Below are 18,523 nucleotides of genomic sequence, written 5' to 3'. Positions count from 1 at the left end.
CGATACGCTTCGGCGCGAGCCGGTTGGGTAACGCGTTCGTACTCGTATGATCCCCTTCGCGGCACACCCACTGAGGACGGTTGTGCCGCACTTGGGTCATCGTATAGCCATGATTTGTTCGCACAGTAGTCAGCCTGTGCAGGAAAGATCCTACGTAGCATCACGCAGAAGTCTGGCTTGCGTCTTGCGATAACAGTCGTCACGAATCGTTGACAACATGCTGGGCATGTTGCACCGGTTAGCAGCCTACGACACATGTAACAGGGGACAAAAATGGATTTCGTTGGAAGCACCACACGAGTGCTGCACAGCTGTGCCAAAGGTCTAGGGCCTATCACTTTTTCAGCGTCGCGAGAGACAACGTCGCGATCGACATTCGAGCGCTGGATAGCTTTATTCGCTCTTTTCCTGCTTGGCATGTTGCACACGGCATCAGTGATGGCCGACAGCGGATGGTGCATCCCTGCTTCGTCTGGCTATACCTATGAGCAAGCCCTGGGCGTGTGCCAAGCCAGCATGGCGGCAGTCCCGGGTTATGGAAACGGTTGGGTAGTTAGCAAGCCCTGTTACATCTATGACCTCACCGATCCTTGGAGCGGTAATGGCGCTGCAGGTGGTTGGGCGCAGATGGATTGGAGTTTGGTCTACCAGTATTCCAGCGGTACGGGAGTCAGCTGGTTTTGCGTGGGCACAAGTACGTCGCCTTCCAACGCTAATCTGATCGGCAAGCCGCCTCTCCTGAATATTGAAGGCGATCCCATCAATGCGGGTACGGGCAACGTTTACCGCGAAGATCGGGACTTTAGTGCGGGCCGATGGCTGAGCTTCACACGTTATTACAACAGTGATTCCAGCGCCGGGCTGGATACCATTGGCCAGCATTGGCGCCACTCCTATTCGAGTCACGTGACCTATGTGGCCGGATCTTCTTCCGGCACGGGTACGGCCACTGTCACCCGTGAAGACGGGCGCGTTATTACTTACTGGTTATCCAGCGGCGTGTGGCATGGTCAAGCCGATGTCCCCGACGCGCTGACCGAGCAGACCGACAGCAGTGGCAATCCCACGAGTTGGACGCTTCAACGTGTCGATACACGCAGTACCGAGCAGTTCAACGCTGCCGGTCAGTTGACCAGCATTCAAGACGCGAACGGATTCATTACGACGCTCAACTACAGCACGGCCAGTACACCCACGACGGTGGCGCCGGGGCCAGGCTATTTGATATCGGTGGTCGATCCGGAGCAGCGCACGATCCAGATCACCTACAGCAGCAGCGGCCTGATCAACCAAGTGACTGCGCCAGATGGTTCTACTTACGGTTACGCCTACGACGGCAGCAGCGAACTGCAAACGGTCTCGTATCCGGGCGGCACGACGTGGACGTATCTCTACGATGAGTCTCCCAATAACGGTGGCGACACGGCCATTGGATTATTGACTGGCATCCTTGATGAAACAGGTACCCGCTATTTCAGCTACAGCTACAACGCGTCGGGCCAAGGCATTAACAACCAGATGGCCGGCGGTGTGGAGTCGTACGCGCTGACCTACACCAGTGGCGGCTCGGTAACGGTGGTCGACCCCTTAGGTACGTCGCGCACCCATACTTTCACCACGCAAGCGGGCGTCCCATACCTTGCAAGCGTCAGCGCTATCTGCGAGTCGTGTTCGACGATTAGCTCCTGGGCCTATAACAGCCCCATGGGCTTGGTGACTCAAACCACCGACTTCAACGGCAATATAACCACGTACGAGTATGACGCCGATGGCATGGAGACGGGACGCACCGAGGATTCCGGCGGTCCCGTTCAACGAACTATCATGACTACATGGAACGATACGTTCCATGTTCCCACTCAGCGAAATGTCTTGAGCCCAAGCAATGCGTTGATCACCCAGACAGACTGGGTTTACAACACGCTGGGCGAACCACTTGCACGTTGCGAAATTGATGGAGCGGTATCGGCCGCGAAGTCCTACACCTGTTCCAACACCGGCACCGTTCCATCCGGTGTCCGCCGCAGCACCTACACCTACTGCACCGCCGTCGGTACCGGCTGCCCGCTGGTCGGCTTGATGCTGTCTGCGACGGGCTCTCGCACCGATCTGACGCAAACCACCACCTACACCTACTACACCAGTAGCAGTGCCGCGAACTGCGACACCCCCGGCGCCGCCTGCTATCAACCCGGCGATCTGTATCAAGTCACCGATGCCTTAGGCCACGTCACCACCATCGCCTCCTACGATGCCGATGGCCGCATCACGCGCATCACCGACGCCAACGGCATCAACACCGATCTCACCTACACCCCGCGCGGCTGGCTCGCCTCGCGCACGGTGGGCGGTGCCGCCACGCGTTTTACCTACACCGCCTACGGCGCCGTGCAAACCGTCACCGATCCCGACGACGTCACCACCACCTACGGCTACGACACCGCCCACCGTCTCACCAAGATCACCGATGCGCTAGGCAACTACGTCCAATACACCCTCGATGCCGCCGGCGACAAAACCAGCGAACAGGTCTACGACGCTAGCGGCACCGTCCACCAAAGCCTCACCCGCACCTTCAACCCCCTGGGCCAACTCACCACTGTGGTCGACGGCCTCAGCCACACCGTCTTCAACGCCACCGCCAGCACCAGCTACGACGCCAACGGCAACCTGATCCAAAGCAGCGACGCCTTGGGCATCCAGCGCCAGTTGGGTTACGACGCGCTGAACCGTTTGGTGCAGACGATCGACAACTACAACGGCACGAACTGACGGGGGCGATGCTATGGATCACCAACAAACGTCCATTTTTTTAGCTGCCATCGCGACGCCACACGTGAACGCGATCACGTCAGCCAACCAACACGTAGGGGAAGGAGAGGGGGTAATGGAAGTGACAGCAACCATGGGCAAGGCGTACCGCGAAGAGGACGCTCGCGTCCGGCCACGTCATGACCAGGGACGAACGCTCCTGCGGTCAATCTCCCGCTTAGCGTTCGCACTTGCTGCGGTAACGGGTGCCTCGGCCGTACTAGCGCAAACGGCCAACACCAAGACGATGTATACCTACGATGCCCTGGATCGCCTCACCCAAGTGACCGACCCCAGCGGTCTCAACACCACCTATCAGTACGACGGGCTGTCCGATCCCACCCGCCTCACCAGCCCCGATACCGGCGTCACGGCGCGTACCTTTGACGCGGCCGGCAACGTGCTGACCGGCACCGACGCCAACGGCAACATCGTCACCTATGCCTACGATGCACAGAACCGTCGCCTGAGTGCCAGCTACGCGGACAGCACGCAGAACATTACCTACACGTACGACGAGCCCAACAGTGTTACCGGTTGCAGTACCTCCTACCCGATCGGCCACCTGACGCGCATCGTCGAGAACACCGTCACCACCGTGTTCTGTTACAACGCCCAAGGCTATGTGACCCAGGCCAGCCAAACGGTCAACGGCCACACGGATGTGACGGCCTATGCGCGCAGTCCGGGTGGCAAGATCCTGAGCATCACGCATCCCAGCGGGGATCAGGTGAGCTACACCTACGACACGGACGGGCGTGTCAGTGGGGTCACCGCCACCACGAGCAGCGGTACGAGCACGCTGGTCAGCAACGTCACCTATCTACCGTTCGGCCCGGTCAATGGCTACACGCTGGGCAATAGTCAGGCGGTCACTCGCACCTACGATGCTAATTATCGCCTGACCGATCTGACCAGTCCGGCGTTCACGCTGCATGTGGCCCGTGATGCGATGGGCGACATCACCGCGATCGGCAACAGCGCCGGTGCGAATCCGGCGACGGAAACCTACAGCTACGACCCGCTGTATCGCCTAACCCAAGTTACGGAAGCCAATGGCAGCACGCTGGAAAGCGTGACGTATAACCCAACCGGTGATCGACTCAGCAAGACCGGTAGCGGTCTGGATACGGGCACCTACAACTACAACCCGAACACGCATCAACTCGTGGCGACGGGCAATGCGGCGCGCACGGTGGATGCCGACGGCAACACCACGGGGATCAGCCAAGTCAGTAGCACGTATGGGTTTGGCTACAACGCACGTAACCGCATGGCCTTGGCGCAACTCAATCAGAGCACGATCGCTACCTATAGCTACAACGCCAGCGGACAACGGGTGGCGAAAACAGTAAGCGGAGCCACTGAACGCTACAACTACGGTCAGGGCAGTGAGTTGCTGAGCGAGTACGGCGCGACCAATCGCGAATACGTGTATCTCGGCGACATCCCGGTGGCGAACTTGGATACGCAGGGTACGACCACGAGCGCCGCCTATGTGACCGCTGATCAGTTAGGTACACCGCGAGCGATTGCCGATGGCAGTGGCAACACGGAGTGGTCGTGGGCGTATCAGGGCAACCCGTGGGGCGAGCAGCAACCGACCAGCAATGGGTACACCTATAACCTGCGGTTTCCGGGACAATACTCCGATGTAGAAACCGGCCTGAATTACAACGGTCCGCGTTACTACGACTCGGCTCGCGGAGGTTTCGATCAAACTGATCCATCTGGTCTAGATGGTGGAATCGATCTTTATGTTTACGGATTAAATAGTCCACTAATGTACATTGACCCCTCAGGGCTTTGTCCAGGCGATGATCAGGACGGCGAGCAAGGTCGCTATCAAGATTGCAATCAAACACAGCAAAGTGGTGATGGCTGGTTCACAAAGCTTCGCAATAAGGCCCTAATGAATGCCTGTAAAAAGGTGATTGACAACTCCTGCAAAGAAGGGTCGCCTTATTCGTGCTGTTTGGCAGACTATAAAGAATGCTCTGGAGGTGGGGTGCCTGGCATGCCTCCCTCATCGCCGCAGGACGCTCCAAAGCTGTTGCAGTGTCAAAACAAATTCAACCAATGCATGAGTACAGGTGGACAATAATGGCCAAGATGCTGAAATACGTTTTTACTTTTGTTCTTGGATGCGTGTTTTCCGGCATAGTAATTTTGTTCGCCTCAATGAGATGTAGTCAGGTATGGCAAAGTGAACTTCGAGCCAAAGTGCTCTATGACTTGCAGAAAGCAGGATTCGATGCGGCTCATAATTCTAATTGGACTAAAGCCATCGATAATTTAGAGTCTGCTAATCAAGTCGGCTCGACAGCGATAGGGGAGTGGAAGCTTTCGTTCCCGATTTATGGGTGGTCGGTATATCACCTTGCGCCTAAAGAAGAGACTGCATTTAGACTGACTCATGATTGTGTTATTGCGTATTCATTAGAGCGGGAAGGAAGCAAGGCTGAAGCTGATGCGGCATTTTCAAAGTTGCAAAGTCAGTATCCCAATAGGGATAGGCAATACTTTGAGGCCGTCGCCAAAGGGGTAGTCGGCAGCCAAGGTACGTAAACAATATCTTGCTGGCCTCAATCGGCACTTTTAAGTTCGAAAAAGGGGTCAGAGCCCTTTTCCTAAGTCACCCTTGCGGTTGAATCTTCGGAAAAGGGCTCTGACCTCTTTTTCTGAGCTTTACGTAGAAGACGCCATGACTGAACTCGATTGTGTGAAACGACTCGCGGAACTCGACGTGCGAGGGGAAACTGCCCTCGCCATTGAGTATTGCGAGAAATTTCCTTGCTCCGAGAACTCGAAGTGTCAGCGATATCTCGGTTGGATCAACGCCGAGCGCAAGGAGTATGAGAAAGCTGTCGAATGGTATTTGAAGGCGGCAGCCCAAGGTGACGCGAAAGCAATCGAGGAATGCTGGGCATGTGTGCTAAACATTGACGCTTCAGGCAACATAGATAGAGCTATAGAATTGTGCCGAACGGCTCCGCTTTCAGAGCATCTCAATTTTCAGCGATACTTAGCTAAGGCTTATTTTGATCAAGGCAATATTGATCAAACCTTGCATTGGTCGTTGAAGATTGCAGAATGCGGCGGAGCGGAAGATTTACTCTACGTAGCAAAGCTTTATCTTTCTGAAGGCAAGCCTAGCCAGGCAATTGATTTCTTAAAGCGAGCCGCATCCGTGGGGAGTGTGCGTGCACATCAGCTTCTCGGAGAAATGTACGGATTCGGCATAGGTGTAACCAAGGATAGTAAAGTTGCCGCAAACTACTATCACAAGAAAAAGGGGTCAGACTACTTTTTCGGCCGGCCATGAGGACGAACCCGAAAAAGGGGTCAGAGCCCTTTTCCTAAGTCACCCTTGCGGTTGAATCTTCGGAAAAGGGCTCTGACCCATTTTTCTGCAAGGCTGGTTACTTCGGGCCAGGAAAAAAGGGGTCAGGAAAAAAGGGGTCAGACTACTTTTTCGGCCGGCCATGAGGACGAACCCGCGCGACACGTCCGAGTTCGGCTTCAATAGCGGCCTGAAATCGATGAGAGCCTAGTGCGCGCTGCTGTTGCACGTGTGCGCGAATCTCATCAAGCACGTCGTCGCCAATGGCGTGCTTGAACAAATCTCTATAAACAGCCTGTCTGGCATCGGGTGTTGCACCCAGGGCTATGTACTCAGAGTGGGGCTGTACAAGCGAATCGCTGATGCCGGCCGCATTGGCGTGATAGCTCGACCATGGATAGTCCGAAGGGCAGGCCACCATGGCCGCACGCACGGGGTTAAGCTCGATGTATCGGTAGCAGGTCAATAGATACGATTGGCTGTCCACCACGCTCGATTTATACCGGCCTTCCCAAAGCGTGCCGGTGCGGCGATAGGTGCTATTGAAGTAAGCAACATAACGCCGCCCAAGCGACTGCATGCATTTGGATAAGGATGGTGCGGCGGACGGGGTAATCAAAAGGTGTACATGATTGGTCATCAATACGTATGCATGAATACCGCACTGATGTTGTATCGCTGCTTCCAGAAGATGCTGTAAGTAGCATCGGTAATCCTGTTCCTGCAGGAAGCATGCATGTCGATTGTTTCCTCGCTGGATGACGTGCTGAGTGAGCCCATCGATGGCTATACGAGGTTGCCGAGGCATGCACCGGTCACAAATAAGGCGGTATGGCTAGAATCCCTCGTGATGCTCAGCTGCACCATAGGCGCTCGCCCCTACTACATGCCGGAAAAAGTAGTCTGACCCCTTTTCTGGGACTGTATAGCGCCACGATGGCGTGGGCGGCGATAGAGCGTGTGCGGGTCAGCAAGGAATTCGCATTCTTGTTCACGTCGGCGCGAGCTATCTTTGTGGTGCCCCGTCGAACGTTTTCCGAGGCCGACGAGCAGGCCTTCCTTGCCCTGGTGGCTTCTAGGAGTACTCGAAGTGATCTTCGTGCATGGGGGACTGGGAAAATTGAAGGCAAAAATGAAAGAGGCTAGAAAAAGGGCTCAGAGCCTTTTTCTCGGGCATAACCAATCGTCTAAGCGGATGCCGTACCGACACCACTTAACTCAGACCTTAGACATATGACACCAGAACAAGAGGTCGCTCGGAAGAAGCAACTGGTTTCTGCCGCCAAAGCGTTGCTTTCCTTGCAGGTTGGCATTGGCGTCGGCTGTGTGCGCATAAATAAGATTCTCCATTGGTTGGGCCTTCAAGGCGATGAGAAGTATCAAATTTTCTGGCAGTTCTTGTCGGCGACGCTCGGCCTTCCCATTGGTAATGAGCGACTGCTGTGGGCACATTCCGCCCTGATGGAACAAGATGCAACGCTGACCAAAATAGAAACCGAGTTCAGGCCAAAGCTTTTAAGCGCCTGCATTGTCATCATCGACACCTATGGCTAGGGGCTAATAACAATGTCGAGAGTGACGGCCAACGTGGATTCGTTGCGCGATTTCGAACTGCATGCCATTCACCTTATGGCTGATGATGTCCTCACGCCGGAACAGTTCGTGGCCCTGCATAAACTTGTCACGCCCGCGAATTACGAATACACGGGGTGTGGCTACTACTTGACCGTCCGTAACCCATCTCTGCCAGAGCAGGAGCGCACCGTATCTGTACCGGTTGTAGGCAGGGCTGACGACATCGTATGCGGATTTCTTCTATTCCTTGGGAATAACGAGTTGACCCTGGAATGTCATACGTGGGGTCCTGTGGAGGTGCCTGCCGATTTTCGCGATCGTGCGGTCAGAGTCGACTTTCCAGACCCTGGAAGCTTCGTACGCTTATCGAATCGATAATCACCTTGGTCACGGCGTTATCTCTTGGCCCCGTCATCGCCACTTGATCGACTCGGGCTAGTCACCTAAAACGCAGAGCATCTAGGCACGATTTCTCTCCTGGGCACACACACGGCTCGTCGCCCGCAGGGAACGCCACATGATTCGCTTAGAGCGCTGGAAGAAGTGGTTGCTATCGCTAGTCTTGATCTCGATTCTTCCCTTAATCGCCATCTGGTTCGTTGGCTGGCTTCTTATCCGTCCTGCTGAACGTGTCATTGGAGCACCACCCTCTGACCTTGCAGTGGAGTCGGTGGTGATTCCTGATGCCACTGGCATGCCGATCCACGGCTGGTTCGTCGCCGGTGTAGAGCATCAGGGTGCCGTTCTGTTGCTTCATGGTGTCCGCGCTGACCGTCGGAGCATGATTGATCGCGCTCGATTCCTGCATGCGGCGGGCTATGCCGTCCTGCTGATCGACTTCCAGGCATCGGGCGCCAGTCCTGGCCGAGCCATCACGTTTGGCTATCGAGAGGCTGAAGACGTGAAGGCATCAATGCGCTACCTGCACCAGAGGCTCCCCGGTGAGCGGGTGGGCATTATCGCCACGTCGATGGGTGGTGCCGCCACGATCCTGGCTGAACCCGATATGGATGCGGATGCTGTCGTACTGGAACAGGTCTATCCAACGATCAGGCAAGCAACAGAAGATCGGCTGGCTATCCACCTGGGGCCCATGGGTCCTTGGCTAGCGCCAATCTTGTTGGCAACCTTGCATCCTCACCTGGGCATTTATCCCGATCAACTACGCCCGATTGACCACATCAGCCATCTGACTATGCCCAAGCTGCTGATTGTGGGTGATCGTGATCGGGATACAACGATTGCCGAATCCTATGCGATGTTTCACGCAGCGAACGAACCGAAGGAACTATGGGTAGTGCACGGAGCCAGACACGTTGATCTTTGTGCGTATGTCGGGGCCGCGTACAAGGTACGAGTGCTCAACTTCTTCGACACTTGGTTGCGTAAGAAATCATAGGCTGGAAGTGCTTGCGATCTCTTTAGTGGAGTGTTGGGAAAGCGAGCTTGGAAGCGTTTCTGCTCTCACCCCGTAACGGAAGCGCTCCCAGTTTCCAAATGCCCGGTATAGCGACGAATCCAGCTTGTGTCGCTGCTGATGGTGAGCGTGAAGTCATACCAGCCTTGTGTGCTGGCGACCGCATCGAAAAAGGTGTTCACCGTCGCGCCTGCAGCCACGTTGTAGGTCCAGGGTGCGGCCGTGGTGTAGTTGTTAGCGGTGATGGTGAAGGTGACGGGTTCGGTTCCGGTGTTGGTCATCGAAAAATAAATCGCGAGTTCACCGGATGAAGGATCCGCGGCATACGACGACGTGACGCTGCATGTCTTGCCGGCGTTGTTGACGTCACCGGCGAAGCGACGCAGGAATCGGTTCGGGCCGACGACCGTCAGATCGTAGCTCCCGCTTCCGTACCCTGATCCGATGTTGAAAAAATCGCTGACGGAACCGTTGCTGCCGTTGCTGTAGGGATTCACGGTGTATTGCCATGGTCCGCCGCTGCGATACGCATTGGCGTAGATCGCCAATGGCACGGCGCGCGTTGCGATCGTGCCTACATTCAACATCTCGATCCACACCAGGATCTGGCCGTTCGAGCCATATTGAAACGAGGAGATGTTGGCATCGGGCTGATACGGCAGCGCACGCGCTGTGCGGGTGCCGGGTTCCTGCTTCGGCAGGCTGTTGGAGGCGTTGCTGTCGGTAGGATTGGGTAGCGGGTTGCAGGTGTTTTCGCGGCTAATGAATGCCGATGCGGATGGCAAATTGGTCGGCAAGCCTTGCACCGGATTGGCGAAGTTGAACGCACCGGTAAGGTCGCCGCTCACCTGACGTCGCCACGCGCTGATGGATGAGCAAATCGCAGGTGTACCGAGCGCCGTGGTCCACGTTTCCATAAATTGAATCACCGACGTGTGATCGTAGATCTGCGAGTCCACCACGCCGCCACGCGTCCACGGCGAGCAGATAATCATTGGAACGCGGAAGCCCATGCCGATCGGCTGTGTTTCGCCGCCAACGCTGATGAATTCGTCTGCTGTTCCGCCGGGCGGAATCGGCGGCGGAACGTGGTCGAAGAAACCGTCGTTCTCGTCGTAGTTGAGAATCAGGACGGTGGAGTCGAAGGTCTCCTGGTTCGAGGCCAGCGCCTGCAAAATCAGGTTGAGGAAATAGGCGCCGTTTTCAGGCGGGGCGTCGGGATGATCGGAAAAATCCTGGCTAGCTACGATCCAGCTGACTTGCGGTAGCGTGCCATTTTCCACGTCGCTTTGAATGGCTGCGGCGATGCTGGCGGGTGTGGAGTAGTAGGCGCCCGAATCGATAATCGGCACGGACGACATGCCATGCTTATACAAAGAGCTTGTCGTGGACGCATTGGCAAACTGGTTGAAAAAAGCCAAACCGTTATCGGTGAAATTGTCGGATGCGACCTGGAAAACCTGCCAGCTCACACCGGCCTCTCCGAGTGCTTCGGCATACGTCTGCCAAGTGAGACCGGATTCGGCACCGCCGTCATACGCAGGTCCGCCGTTGGCACCGGCAGGATCGATCATGCCGCCCCAAAGATAGGTGCGATTAGGACCGGTCGCGCTGAGGATGGAGCAGAAATAGTGATCGCAAACGGTATACGCGTCGGCGAGTGCGTAGTGGAAGGGAATGTCGGTGCGAGTGAGATAGCCCAGTGTGCGGACACTTGCCTTGGCCGACACCCACTGGTCCATTTTTCCGTTGTCCCACGCTTGGTGCTGCGTCGCCCATGAATGATCGAGGCTGCCATCGCACTGCGTGATCACTTCGCCGGTTTGACCGGAAGCGGGCGAGGTGGTGTTGAAGGCCCAGGGGTACTGGCGTGCCAATCCGTTCGGCTGGTCGAACACGGAGTATCCGCCGGGTAGCGTGATGCCCGCTCTGTCGGAAAAGCCGCGCACGCCTTGCAGCGTTCCGAAGAAGTGATCGAAGCTTCGGTTCTCCTGCATGAAGACGATCACGTGCTTGACGTCGGTGATGGTTCCCGTTGCAGCGGTTGTCGCTGCTTTAGCGGATTTGAACACGCCACCAAGCGTAGGTGCGGCGATGCCCAGTGCAGCGGCCTTGACTGACAACGAGAGAAATTTACGGCGGCTAAGCTCGATCATTTTCGCGCCCGTCCAAGAGTGGGATGAGCCGAACGATATGGATCGCGTATGCCACTTTGATGACGTGAAGCAGACCTGTCGCTGCTATCGGATTTATTTTGGCGACGAATTATCGATCCGCATCACACATTCACATTTTCTTCGCGAAGTTGGAGATCTGCAAAGAGAGGTCGGACTATTTTTCCTGCGCACGTGGCGTATCGAAAAGTGGTCTGACCCATTCGTCCATTGCCTCACCCGTCACGACCTGCACGGGGCACCACCACCGCACTCTTAGTTCGAATATAACTAAGAGTGCGGTGGTTCGATGGTTTCCCTTAATGAATGTCTGTGTTCCCCGACACAACCTGTGGCGCAGTTGCCTTCATCCGAACTTGTATCCGTGCTGCAAGGGATGGAGTGGCTGCACTTGATGAGGCTGTTGCAAGATTGGCAGTGGAGAGCGCGGTCGACGTGCCAAGCAGATATTGGGTCCCGCCGCCGTTTTCGGTTCCATAGCCGTTAGGGCCGTAAGTAACGAAAACATTCTGACTGCTAACGGTTCCAAAGTTTATGGTCACAAAACCATAGCCATCGGATGTAATGGACGATACGGCTGGGCCGGCGCCCCCATTTTCATTGACGGTCAGAGTGGACTTTTGAATCTGTGCAACGGATGCGCTTTGATTGGTCGCGATGTAGAGAAAATCCTTATTCGCCACCATATAAGTCGCAGCATTCGTCCCCCCGATAAGCGTAAGAGGCACGGTGTTCGTCAGCGTTACTGTAATGCGATCGCCTGCGGGGACGACAGAATCGACTTTGGTATAGACATAGAGCATCACGCCGGTTCCGCCACCGACCGCTTGGTCTACGACATAGATATTTCGCGTAACGGTATCCGTCGTAAAGTCCACCACTGGATTGCCTTCGACAAGTGCGCCTACCTTACCGAATGGCCCGAGAGACCCGAAGCTATAACAACCTTCGCTCTGCTGTGTTGAGCCGCATACGATCCAGTTGACGCTGGTGTAGCCGGGCATAAAGATGTAGCTGGTTTGTAGGTTGCTGTCTGGGTTAGGCAACGGAGGAGGTGTAGGCGGGTCGTAAGGCGGGAAGGGAGTCTGAAAGGGAGAGCTGGGAAGCGGGGACGGCGTATTGAAATTAGGGCTGGAACGCGTGGACTGGGCATTGACTCTGTTTGCGCCAGGTGCATCGCGATCGATAGCAGATGAAGCGTGTACGCTCGCAGGCAATGCCGCACTGACGGCTAGAAAAAGGCTAGTGACTAATAGCGTACCCTGGCTTCGAATCCTAAGCATGTCGTAACTCTCCCCTGTTGATGAGTGCGCGATAACGCTTCCATAAAATGCCAAGACATCTTCAGGCGCATTTTCAGTTGTCGAGTATCGACAAAAGCTTTTTGGCGCTATACCCCCCGGTATGTCCAAAAAAGAGCCATGGCCGGAAAAGTCTACCGGATTTTGGTTTGCGCTTGGTCTCGGAGCACAGCATGCCGAGCGCGCTTTCCAGCACGTTCGGCCCGACACCATGTCCAGGTTGGCTTAAAAAGGGGGGCGGACTAATTTCCGAGGCTCAAAGCGGCTTGGACATGCAGCGATACCGCACGATGTCAGGCCGCCGCCGGTATACCGGACGGCACCTTCGCCCGCCGCGCCTTCTCATAGAAATACGCCGCCGACACCAGCGTGATAAGCATGCCGATCCCCGACAACGTCATCACGGTGTCGGCATAGAACGACGCCCATGACAGCCGCATGCCGCCGAACTCTTTCACCAGGATCACCAGCACGCTGCCCATGTATCCGCTGCTATCGGAGATATACATGATGAAGCCCACATTGCCGGTCACGCGAAACGTCGCCAGCATGCGTTCGAAGAATGTGGCGTTGTAGGGCACATAAGCGAGGTACAAGCCGAAGCCGCTCAGGCCGACCCAACCTACCGGATCGATCAGGCCGTGGTTGTGCATCCACGTTGAAAGAACGGCGGTGCCGAAGCCGCCAAAGATCAGTACATGGTTCAACATCAACGCTTTCAGGTTATCGCGCACCACCATCGTGAACGCTGTGATGATCAGCACGGCGATCGCAATCGGTACTTCCGTTTCGGTGAACACCGAGGCATCGCCGCCGCGGCCGAGGTCACTCCAGATTTCCGCGGCGAAGTTGTCGCGAAAATCGCGCGTCACGGTCAGCGCGACGTACGCCACGACGATCATGGCAATGCCGGGCAGGAACCGCGCGAGAAACGCGCGTCGTGTGGCCGCATCCATCGGTACGCGCGCGCTGCGTGCGGCCATATCCGCGGCGTCGGGTGCGGGCAAATGTTCCAGCAACCATGTAGCAACGCACAACGGCGCGATGAACAACATACCCGTGGCGAAAGGCATCCAGAATTCGCTGACGTGCCAACGCACCATCAGCCACATGCCGACGGATTTCACTACGCCCGATCCGACGATGAAGCTGCCGCACATGCACGCGCCCATCATCTCGGTGCCGCGACGGCCTTCCAGATAACCGAAGATCACGCCCCACACCATGCCCAACGGCAAGCCGTTGAGAAACAGAAACGGAATGTTCCAGGGCGCGGGAACGAGTGCAAAGCCGAGCAGGGCGAGCCAAGAGAATCCGATCAGCCCCGCCAACGTGCGTGCGCGTCGCTGGCGCTGAATCTCTGCGATCCAGGTAATGCCGCGCACCTTGCTCAGCATGTAACCCAGCACCTGCGCGATCACCAGCCACACTTTGTAATCGACGCCGGCGAGGTGCATGCCTTCGAACGACGCCGCGGTGAATGGCTTACGAAATGCATACATCGACGCATAGGCCAGGAACGCGGCACCGCCGGCCAGCAGATTGATCGCCATGGGATGGCGACGGATATCCGATAAAAATGACACGACAACCACCGGGATACAGCCATTCGGCAACCCCGGCAGGGTGAGGCGCGCAGGTTACAGTGGCATGGCGGTCGCTAGGCGTTGGGTAGACGCGGTCTAAATCGCGATTTCCTGCGCATGGCGGCGTCGGAAGGGGCGATGCCAGCCGCCCGGAAAACTTCCGAGACACGTTGACTCCTGGGTTGCCGTATCGTCGACCGGATCCTGCTTGCTCCCGAAGCGCCAGTAGAGCGTGGGTGCCTTGACCTCCGGCTCGGCCGCATCACCGGATCAATAGTCCACCGCATCGAGCTCGCTGCGCTTGCCGGCGACGATAGGCGCAATGCTTCGGAACGCCCATGCGGCCACCATAAGCAGCAGCCCAACGGAGATCCAGGAAGAAAGATGCAGACCCATGACGATCCGTTCGTTGCTATCTCCCGCCAGCGAGCCGAACAGCGCCACGCCCATCGCTCCTGCCGCTTGGCGCGCCGAATTCAGCACACCTGACGCGGTACCCGATGCTTCCTTTTCGACGGAGGACAACACAGTGGTCGTCATCGCAGGCACACCCAAGCCCATGCCGGCCGGCAGCAAGGCGAAAGCCGGCAGCATCAGCAAGTACGGGCTGTCGGCGCCCAGCAGTAAGAAAAGCCCAAACCCGGCACAATCGATCAGCGCGCCCAGCACCATCGGCAAGCGCGCGCCGGTGCGGCCCACTAGCCATCCGCTGAATACGTTCACGCCGAAAAACGTCGCCGTCAGCGGAAGATAGGCCAAGCCCGTGCGCAACGCGCTAAAGCCGTGCACGCGCTGTAAGTAGAGACTGAGCAGAAACACGATGCCGTAGTAGGTGAAGTTCATCACCATGCCGTACACAACGGCGGTGCTGAAACCGCGCGCTTTGAAAAAATGCAGTGGCAACATCGGTGCCGGGCTGCGCGACTCCACCAGCACAAACAGCGGCGCACCCACCAGCACCATCGCAATACACGCCAGTACGACGGGGTGTGTCCATCCCAGCGGATGCGCTTCGATCACGGCCATGGTCAGTCCCGTCACGACCAGAATGGCCAGCAATTGTCCCGGTAGATCGAAATGCTTGTGTTGTGCCTTGCGCACCGTCTCCGGCACACGCAAGGTGAGCCAGGCACCGACAGCGCATACGGGCACATTGACGAAAAAAATGCTGCGCCAGTTCATCGCGCTCATCAGTAGTCCGCCGATAATCGGTCCGGCCGCAATGGCGATGCTGCCCGCAGCAGTCCACCAGCCGATAGCGCGTGCGCGCAGCGCATGCTCATGCGCGGTGGCATGACTGAGCAGGGCCAGCGAACAGGGCAGCATCGCCGCCGCGCCCATACCTTGCAACGTTCGGCCAACGATGAGCAGCACAGCGTCAGTCGCGCACCCGCACAACACCGATGCCACTGCGAACAGCAGCATGCCCGACAAATACACCTTACGGGCGCCGAGGCGGTCCCCCAGATACCCCATGCTGAGCAGCAGTACGGCGAATGCCAGCGCGTAGGCATCCACTACCCATTGCAGGCCTGCCACGCCGGTATGCAGGTCGATGGCGATGTGCGGCAAGGCCACATTGACGATGGTGACGTCCAGTTGCACCAAAGCAAAGCCAAAACTGGTTGCCGTGATCACCCGCGCGATGCCACGGTGAAACGATTGCTGACCCATGCCGCTGTTTTGTGATCGAGGGGATGGATGAAGTTTATGACATGGCGGGGATAGATATTTCGTCCAGGAGCGTCATATGGGTCTTTTGCAGCGAGTAAGAAAATTCCCCCTGACAACGTAGTGTCAGGGGGAATCGTGTTTACACCGTCGATGATCGAGATGATTACGGTGCGTTGACGAACTTCTTCCAAGCTGAGAGCAGGTTATTGGCATTCACCGAACCCAGACCGTTGGCGAAGCTCCAGCCCGGACGAGCGGCGAAAGCCGCCGTGGTGCTGTTGTACTTCGTTGCGTCGGACGAGGTCAGTCCCACCTGGGTGGGGCCATAGAACCCTTCGAAGTTCTGGATCGTTCCGTAGAAGTAGCAATCCGGCGTGGTCTGCGCGAATGCGACGATCTGGATGCATTGCGTGGAGTTGCCACCGTCGGTGATGTTGTAGAACACGCACTTGCTGGTGCCCTTGGTGCCGTTATCCGAATCGCACTTGGCAAGCGACGCGGGCGCTGAGCCGGTCGGGCCGCCGTATTCGCTTCTGGCAAGCTCATACAGTGTTGGTGCGGCATTGCCCTGGTTCGGGGACAAGCCCGCGTTCGACAGACCTTGATCGATCAACGCCTGGATACCTGCGAACATCGGCGAAGACAGCGATGTACCGGCCACCAGTTCCACCGGCGAGGTGAAGTTGGTTGTGCAGGGATAGAAACCCGTGCACAGAATCACCCACGAATAGCCGCCATACGAACCGCCGAACAGCGAGACGTCAGGCAGATCGCGCGACTGATCCTTGGCCGCACCACGCACAATCCGTTGCCATGACGGCTTGATGTCGACCGACGACGGACCGCCGCTACCGCTTTCGGATGTCACGTAGTCGCCGTTGGGATCGTAGATCAGCGCGGTCTTGCAGAACTTGAGCGCGGTCAAATTGACCAGATCCTTGGCCGCACGCGTGTTGCCGCAGGATGTGTTCCAAGTGATTTCCGGTACATACGACAAAGCCGAGCCGTACACCGAGTTCAGCGTGCTGCTGAAGTATTTGCTGGTGGTGCCGTCGAGCACATCGGCCGTATCCGTGCCGCCTACGCCGGTATCGTTGGGCGAGGTTGCGAACGAATTGGCGTCGATGGCCGGAACACCATTGATGATGGAGCCGTTGAAACTCGGGTTGGAGCCGGAGTCGCCCGTGGACACGAACACCGAGATACCTTCTGCATCGGCTTGCGCCCACATCAGGTCGATGGCGAACTTGCTCGCGCTATCGGTGAAGCCTTCACCGTAACCGTAGCTGGCGCTGATGATGTTCGGACGCGAGGTACTGTTGATCAGGTTGTCCGCTGCCGTGAAGACACCACCGAAGAAGTTGGTGCTGCCCGCATCGTTGCATGTCGCAACCCAGATGTTGGCACCCGGCGCCATCGCCGTGGACCACTCCGAATCCAGCACGGTTTCGATGCTTTCGCTAAATGGATCTTCGCCGCCCGGATCGGTGCAATTGCCGGTGGAGGGCGACAACTGCGGCTGGAATTGCAAGAAGGTTCCGCCGTAGCTACCCAGATTGAATTGCGAGACGAAGTTCGGCCAGTCCGAGTTATCCATGCCAAGGTCTTCGACCACGGCGATGGTGATGCCGGAGCCGGTAAGGCCTGCGCTATACAGTGCCGAGGTGTTGTAGATCACGTTCATGTCGTACGGCACGAAGCCGCGCACGCCGCCGGTAAAGGGAACGGCGAACGGATTGGGCTTTTTCGCCGCGGCTGCGGACGACTGCTGGATCTTGAAACGCTGCGTGGACGCATTGAACTGCGCCACCTGCGGCTGCTTGTGTAGCGGCTGCGGACGGAAGTCGTTCAAGCCTGCCACGCCGACCACCACGCTGCGCAACGCTGCTGGAACGCTGATATCGCCACTGTTGGCGATGTGGCTCACTTTATTGACCGTGTAGCGACTTTCTTGCGTACGGAACGCCTGTCGCACCTGGCCCGCCGTGCCGCTGAAGTCGATCTGCATCTTGTTCGGATACACACCGTGCACGGTGAAGCCTTGCGAGACCAGCCACGACGTCGCGGCAGCAATATCCGAATCCGCTACGCCAAAGGTCGCGCCGAATTCGGCGGGCGTCACCCACTTATGGAACTTCGACGATGCAGGATTGTGTTGCGCGGCGATCAGGGATTCCAGCGCCGATGCACGCAATGAGCTGCGCTGGAGCACAAGCTGCATATGGTTCATGGGTGTGGAATCGGCCACGCTGCCAGTCGGCTTCATCTGGTCGAGTAACGACAGATGCGTATTGCCAAGCGCAGAAACGACACGATTATCGACAGTTTGCGTAACACGGGGCGCCTCGGCCGTGTTGAGGCCGTCGAGCGCAGCGTTTGAAGCAGAAGCCAGGACGATCGAAGGCAGTGTCGCAAGTGCGGCAGCGATCGATACGCCAATCATCACATGCTCGGTTTTCACGTCTTTTCTCCCTAAAAAGTGAGATGAAAAAAGCGAGTCCCCCTGTGATGGATCTGCTAGCTGAACATCAGTACGTCGTAACGCCACCTCCCTGGGTGCAAGGACAAAACGAGAAAAGTCATCGGACCGCCGTGTGGGCCCGACGCAGCCACGCAGGCTGCGGTCGCGCTGACTTACTTCA

At 57.1% G+C, this 18,523-nt stretch carries 14 protein-coding genes; 8 read left to right on the top strand and 6 right to left on the bottom strand.

The features are described from left to right. Positions 1 to 438 precede the first annotated feature (438 nt). The 4 genes from QQL64_RS17980 (at position 439) to QQL64_RS17965 (ending at position 6,136) form a co-directional block, all read left to right on the top strand. Positions 439 to 2,772, top strand: a complete 2,334-nt coding sequence (locus QQL64_RS17980) for a DUF6531 domain-containing protein (RefSeq protein ID WP_284402106.1) — start codon at positions 439 to 441, stop codon at positions 2,770 to 2,772. A gap of 115 nt (positions 2,773 to 2,887) precedes the next feature. Next, on the top strand, positions 2,888 to 4,915 hold the full coding sequence (locus QQL64_RS17975; RefSeq protein WP_284402105.1) for an RHS repeat-associated core domain-containing protein: 2,028 nt from the start codon (positions 2,888 to 2,890) through the stop codon (positions 4,913 to 4,915). Beyond that, positions 4,915 to 5,379 (top strand): hypothetical protein, encoded by a 465-nt coding sequence (locus QQL64_RS17970; protein ID WP_284402104.1) that lies wholly within the window; start codon positions 4,915 to 4,917, stop codon positions 5,377 to 5,379. Before QQL64_RS17975 ends, QQL64_RS17970 begins: the two co-directional genes overlap by 1 nt. Positions 5,380 to 5,515: 136 nt before the next feature. Then, positions 5,516 to 6,136 carry a tetratricopeptide repeat protein gene (locus tag QQL64_RS17965; protein ID WP_284402103.1) on the top strand — a complete coding sequence of 207 codons (621 nt, stop codon included), beginning with the start codon at positions 5,516 to 5,518 and terminating at the stop codon, positions 6,134 to 6,136. 142 nt (positions 6,137 to 6,278) lie between these two features. Here QQL64_RS17965 and QQL64_RS17960 read toward each other — a convergent pair whose 3' ends face one another. Beyond that, entirely contained in the window at positions 6,279 to 6,962 is a 684-nt protein-coding gene (locus QQL64_RS17960) for a transposase (RefSeq protein WP_284402101.1), read from the bottom strand. Here QQL64_RS17960 and QQL64_RS17955 point away from each other — a divergent pair. The 4 genes from QQL64_RS17955 (at position 6,891) to QQL64_RS17945 (ending at position 9,128) form a co-directional block, all read left to right on the top strand. Beyond that, the gene (locus QQL64_RS17955) at positions 6,891 to 7,061 is read left to right on the top strand and encodes a hypothetical protein (RefSeq protein ID WP_284402252.1); all 171 of its coding nucleotides are present in this window, start codon (positions 6,891 to 6,893) and stop codon (positions 7,059 to 7,061) included. The two genes, QQL64_RS17960 and QQL64_RS17955, sit on opposite strands and share 72 nt — an antisense overlap. After that, positions 6,986 to 7,300: a YcxB family protein gene (locus QQL64_RS18285; protein WP_404601064.1), complete on the top strand. Its 315-nt coding sequence runs from the start codon at positions 6,986 to 6,988 to the stop codon at positions 7,298 to 7,300. The genes QQL64_RS17955 and QQL64_RS18285 overlap by 76 nt, the downstream gene beginning before the upstream one ends. An 87-nt stretch (positions 7,301 to 7,387) precedes the next feature. Then, positions 7,388 to 7,708 (top strand): DUF2489 domain-containing protein, encoded by a 321-nt coding sequence (locus QQL64_RS17950; RefSeq protein ID WP_284402099.1) that lies wholly within the window; start codon positions 7,388 to 7,390, stop codon positions 7,706 to 7,708. Positions 7,709 to 8,246: 538 nt separating this feature from the next. Further along, positions 8,247 to 9,128 (top strand): alpha/beta hydrolase, encoded by an 882-nt coding sequence (locus tag QQL64_RS17945; protein ID WP_284402098.1) that lies wholly within the window; start codon positions 8,247 to 8,249, stop codon positions 9,126 to 9,128. Between the two features lie 65 nt (positions 9,129 to 9,193). On the opposite strand, the gene QQL64_RS17940 is transcribed toward QQL64_RS17945, so the two are convergent. The 5 genes from QQL64_RS17940 to QQL64_RS17920 all read right to left on the bottom strand — a co-directional run bounded on the left by QQL64_RS17940 (position 9,194) and on the right by QQL64_RS17920 (position 18,342). Then, entirely contained in the window at positions 9,194 to 11,302 is a 2,109-nt protein-coding gene (locus QQL64_RS17940; RefSeq protein WP_284402095.1) for a phosphocholine-specific phospholipase C, read from the bottom strand. 317 nt (positions 11,303 to 11,619) lie between these two features. Continuing rightward, positions 11,620 to 12,324 (bottom strand): hypothetical protein, encoded by a 705-nt coding sequence (locus tag QQL64_RS17935; RefSeq protein WP_284402094.1) that lies wholly within the window; start codon positions 12,322 to 12,324, stop codon positions 11,620 to 11,622. A gap of 590 nt (positions 12,325 to 12,914) precedes the next feature. Beyond that, positions 12,915 to 14,207 carry a DUF5690 family protein gene (locus tag QQL64_RS17930; protein WP_284402092.1) on the bottom strand — a complete coding sequence of 431 codons (1,293 nt, stop codon included), beginning with the start codon at positions 14,205 to 14,207 and terminating at the stop codon, positions 12,915 to 12,917. Between the two features lie 270 nt (positions 14,208 to 14,477). Next, the gene (locus QQL64_RS17925; protein WP_284402091.1) at positions 14,478 to 15,881 is read right to left on the bottom strand and encodes an MFS transporter; all 1,404 of its coding nucleotides are present in this window, start codon (positions 15,879 to 15,881) and stop codon (positions 14,478 to 14,480) included. A gap of 163 nt (positions 15,882 to 16,044) precedes the next feature. Then, entirely contained in the window at positions 16,045 to 18,342 is a 2,298-nt protein-coding gene (locus QQL64_RS17920; RefSeq protein WP_284402089.1) for a S53 family peptidase, read from the bottom strand. Between the last annotated feature and the right edge of the window lie 181 nt (positions 18,343 to 18,523).

It is taken from the genome of Dyella lipolytica (genome assembly GCF_030160075.1).
GTDB classification, from domain to species: domain Bacteria; phylum Pseudomonadota; class Gammaproteobacteria; order Xanthomonadales; family Rhodanobacteraceae; genus Dyella_B; species Dyella_B lipolytica.
Note: the sequence above shows the minus strand (reverse complement) of the source record. Positions and strands in the feature narration are given on the sequence as shown.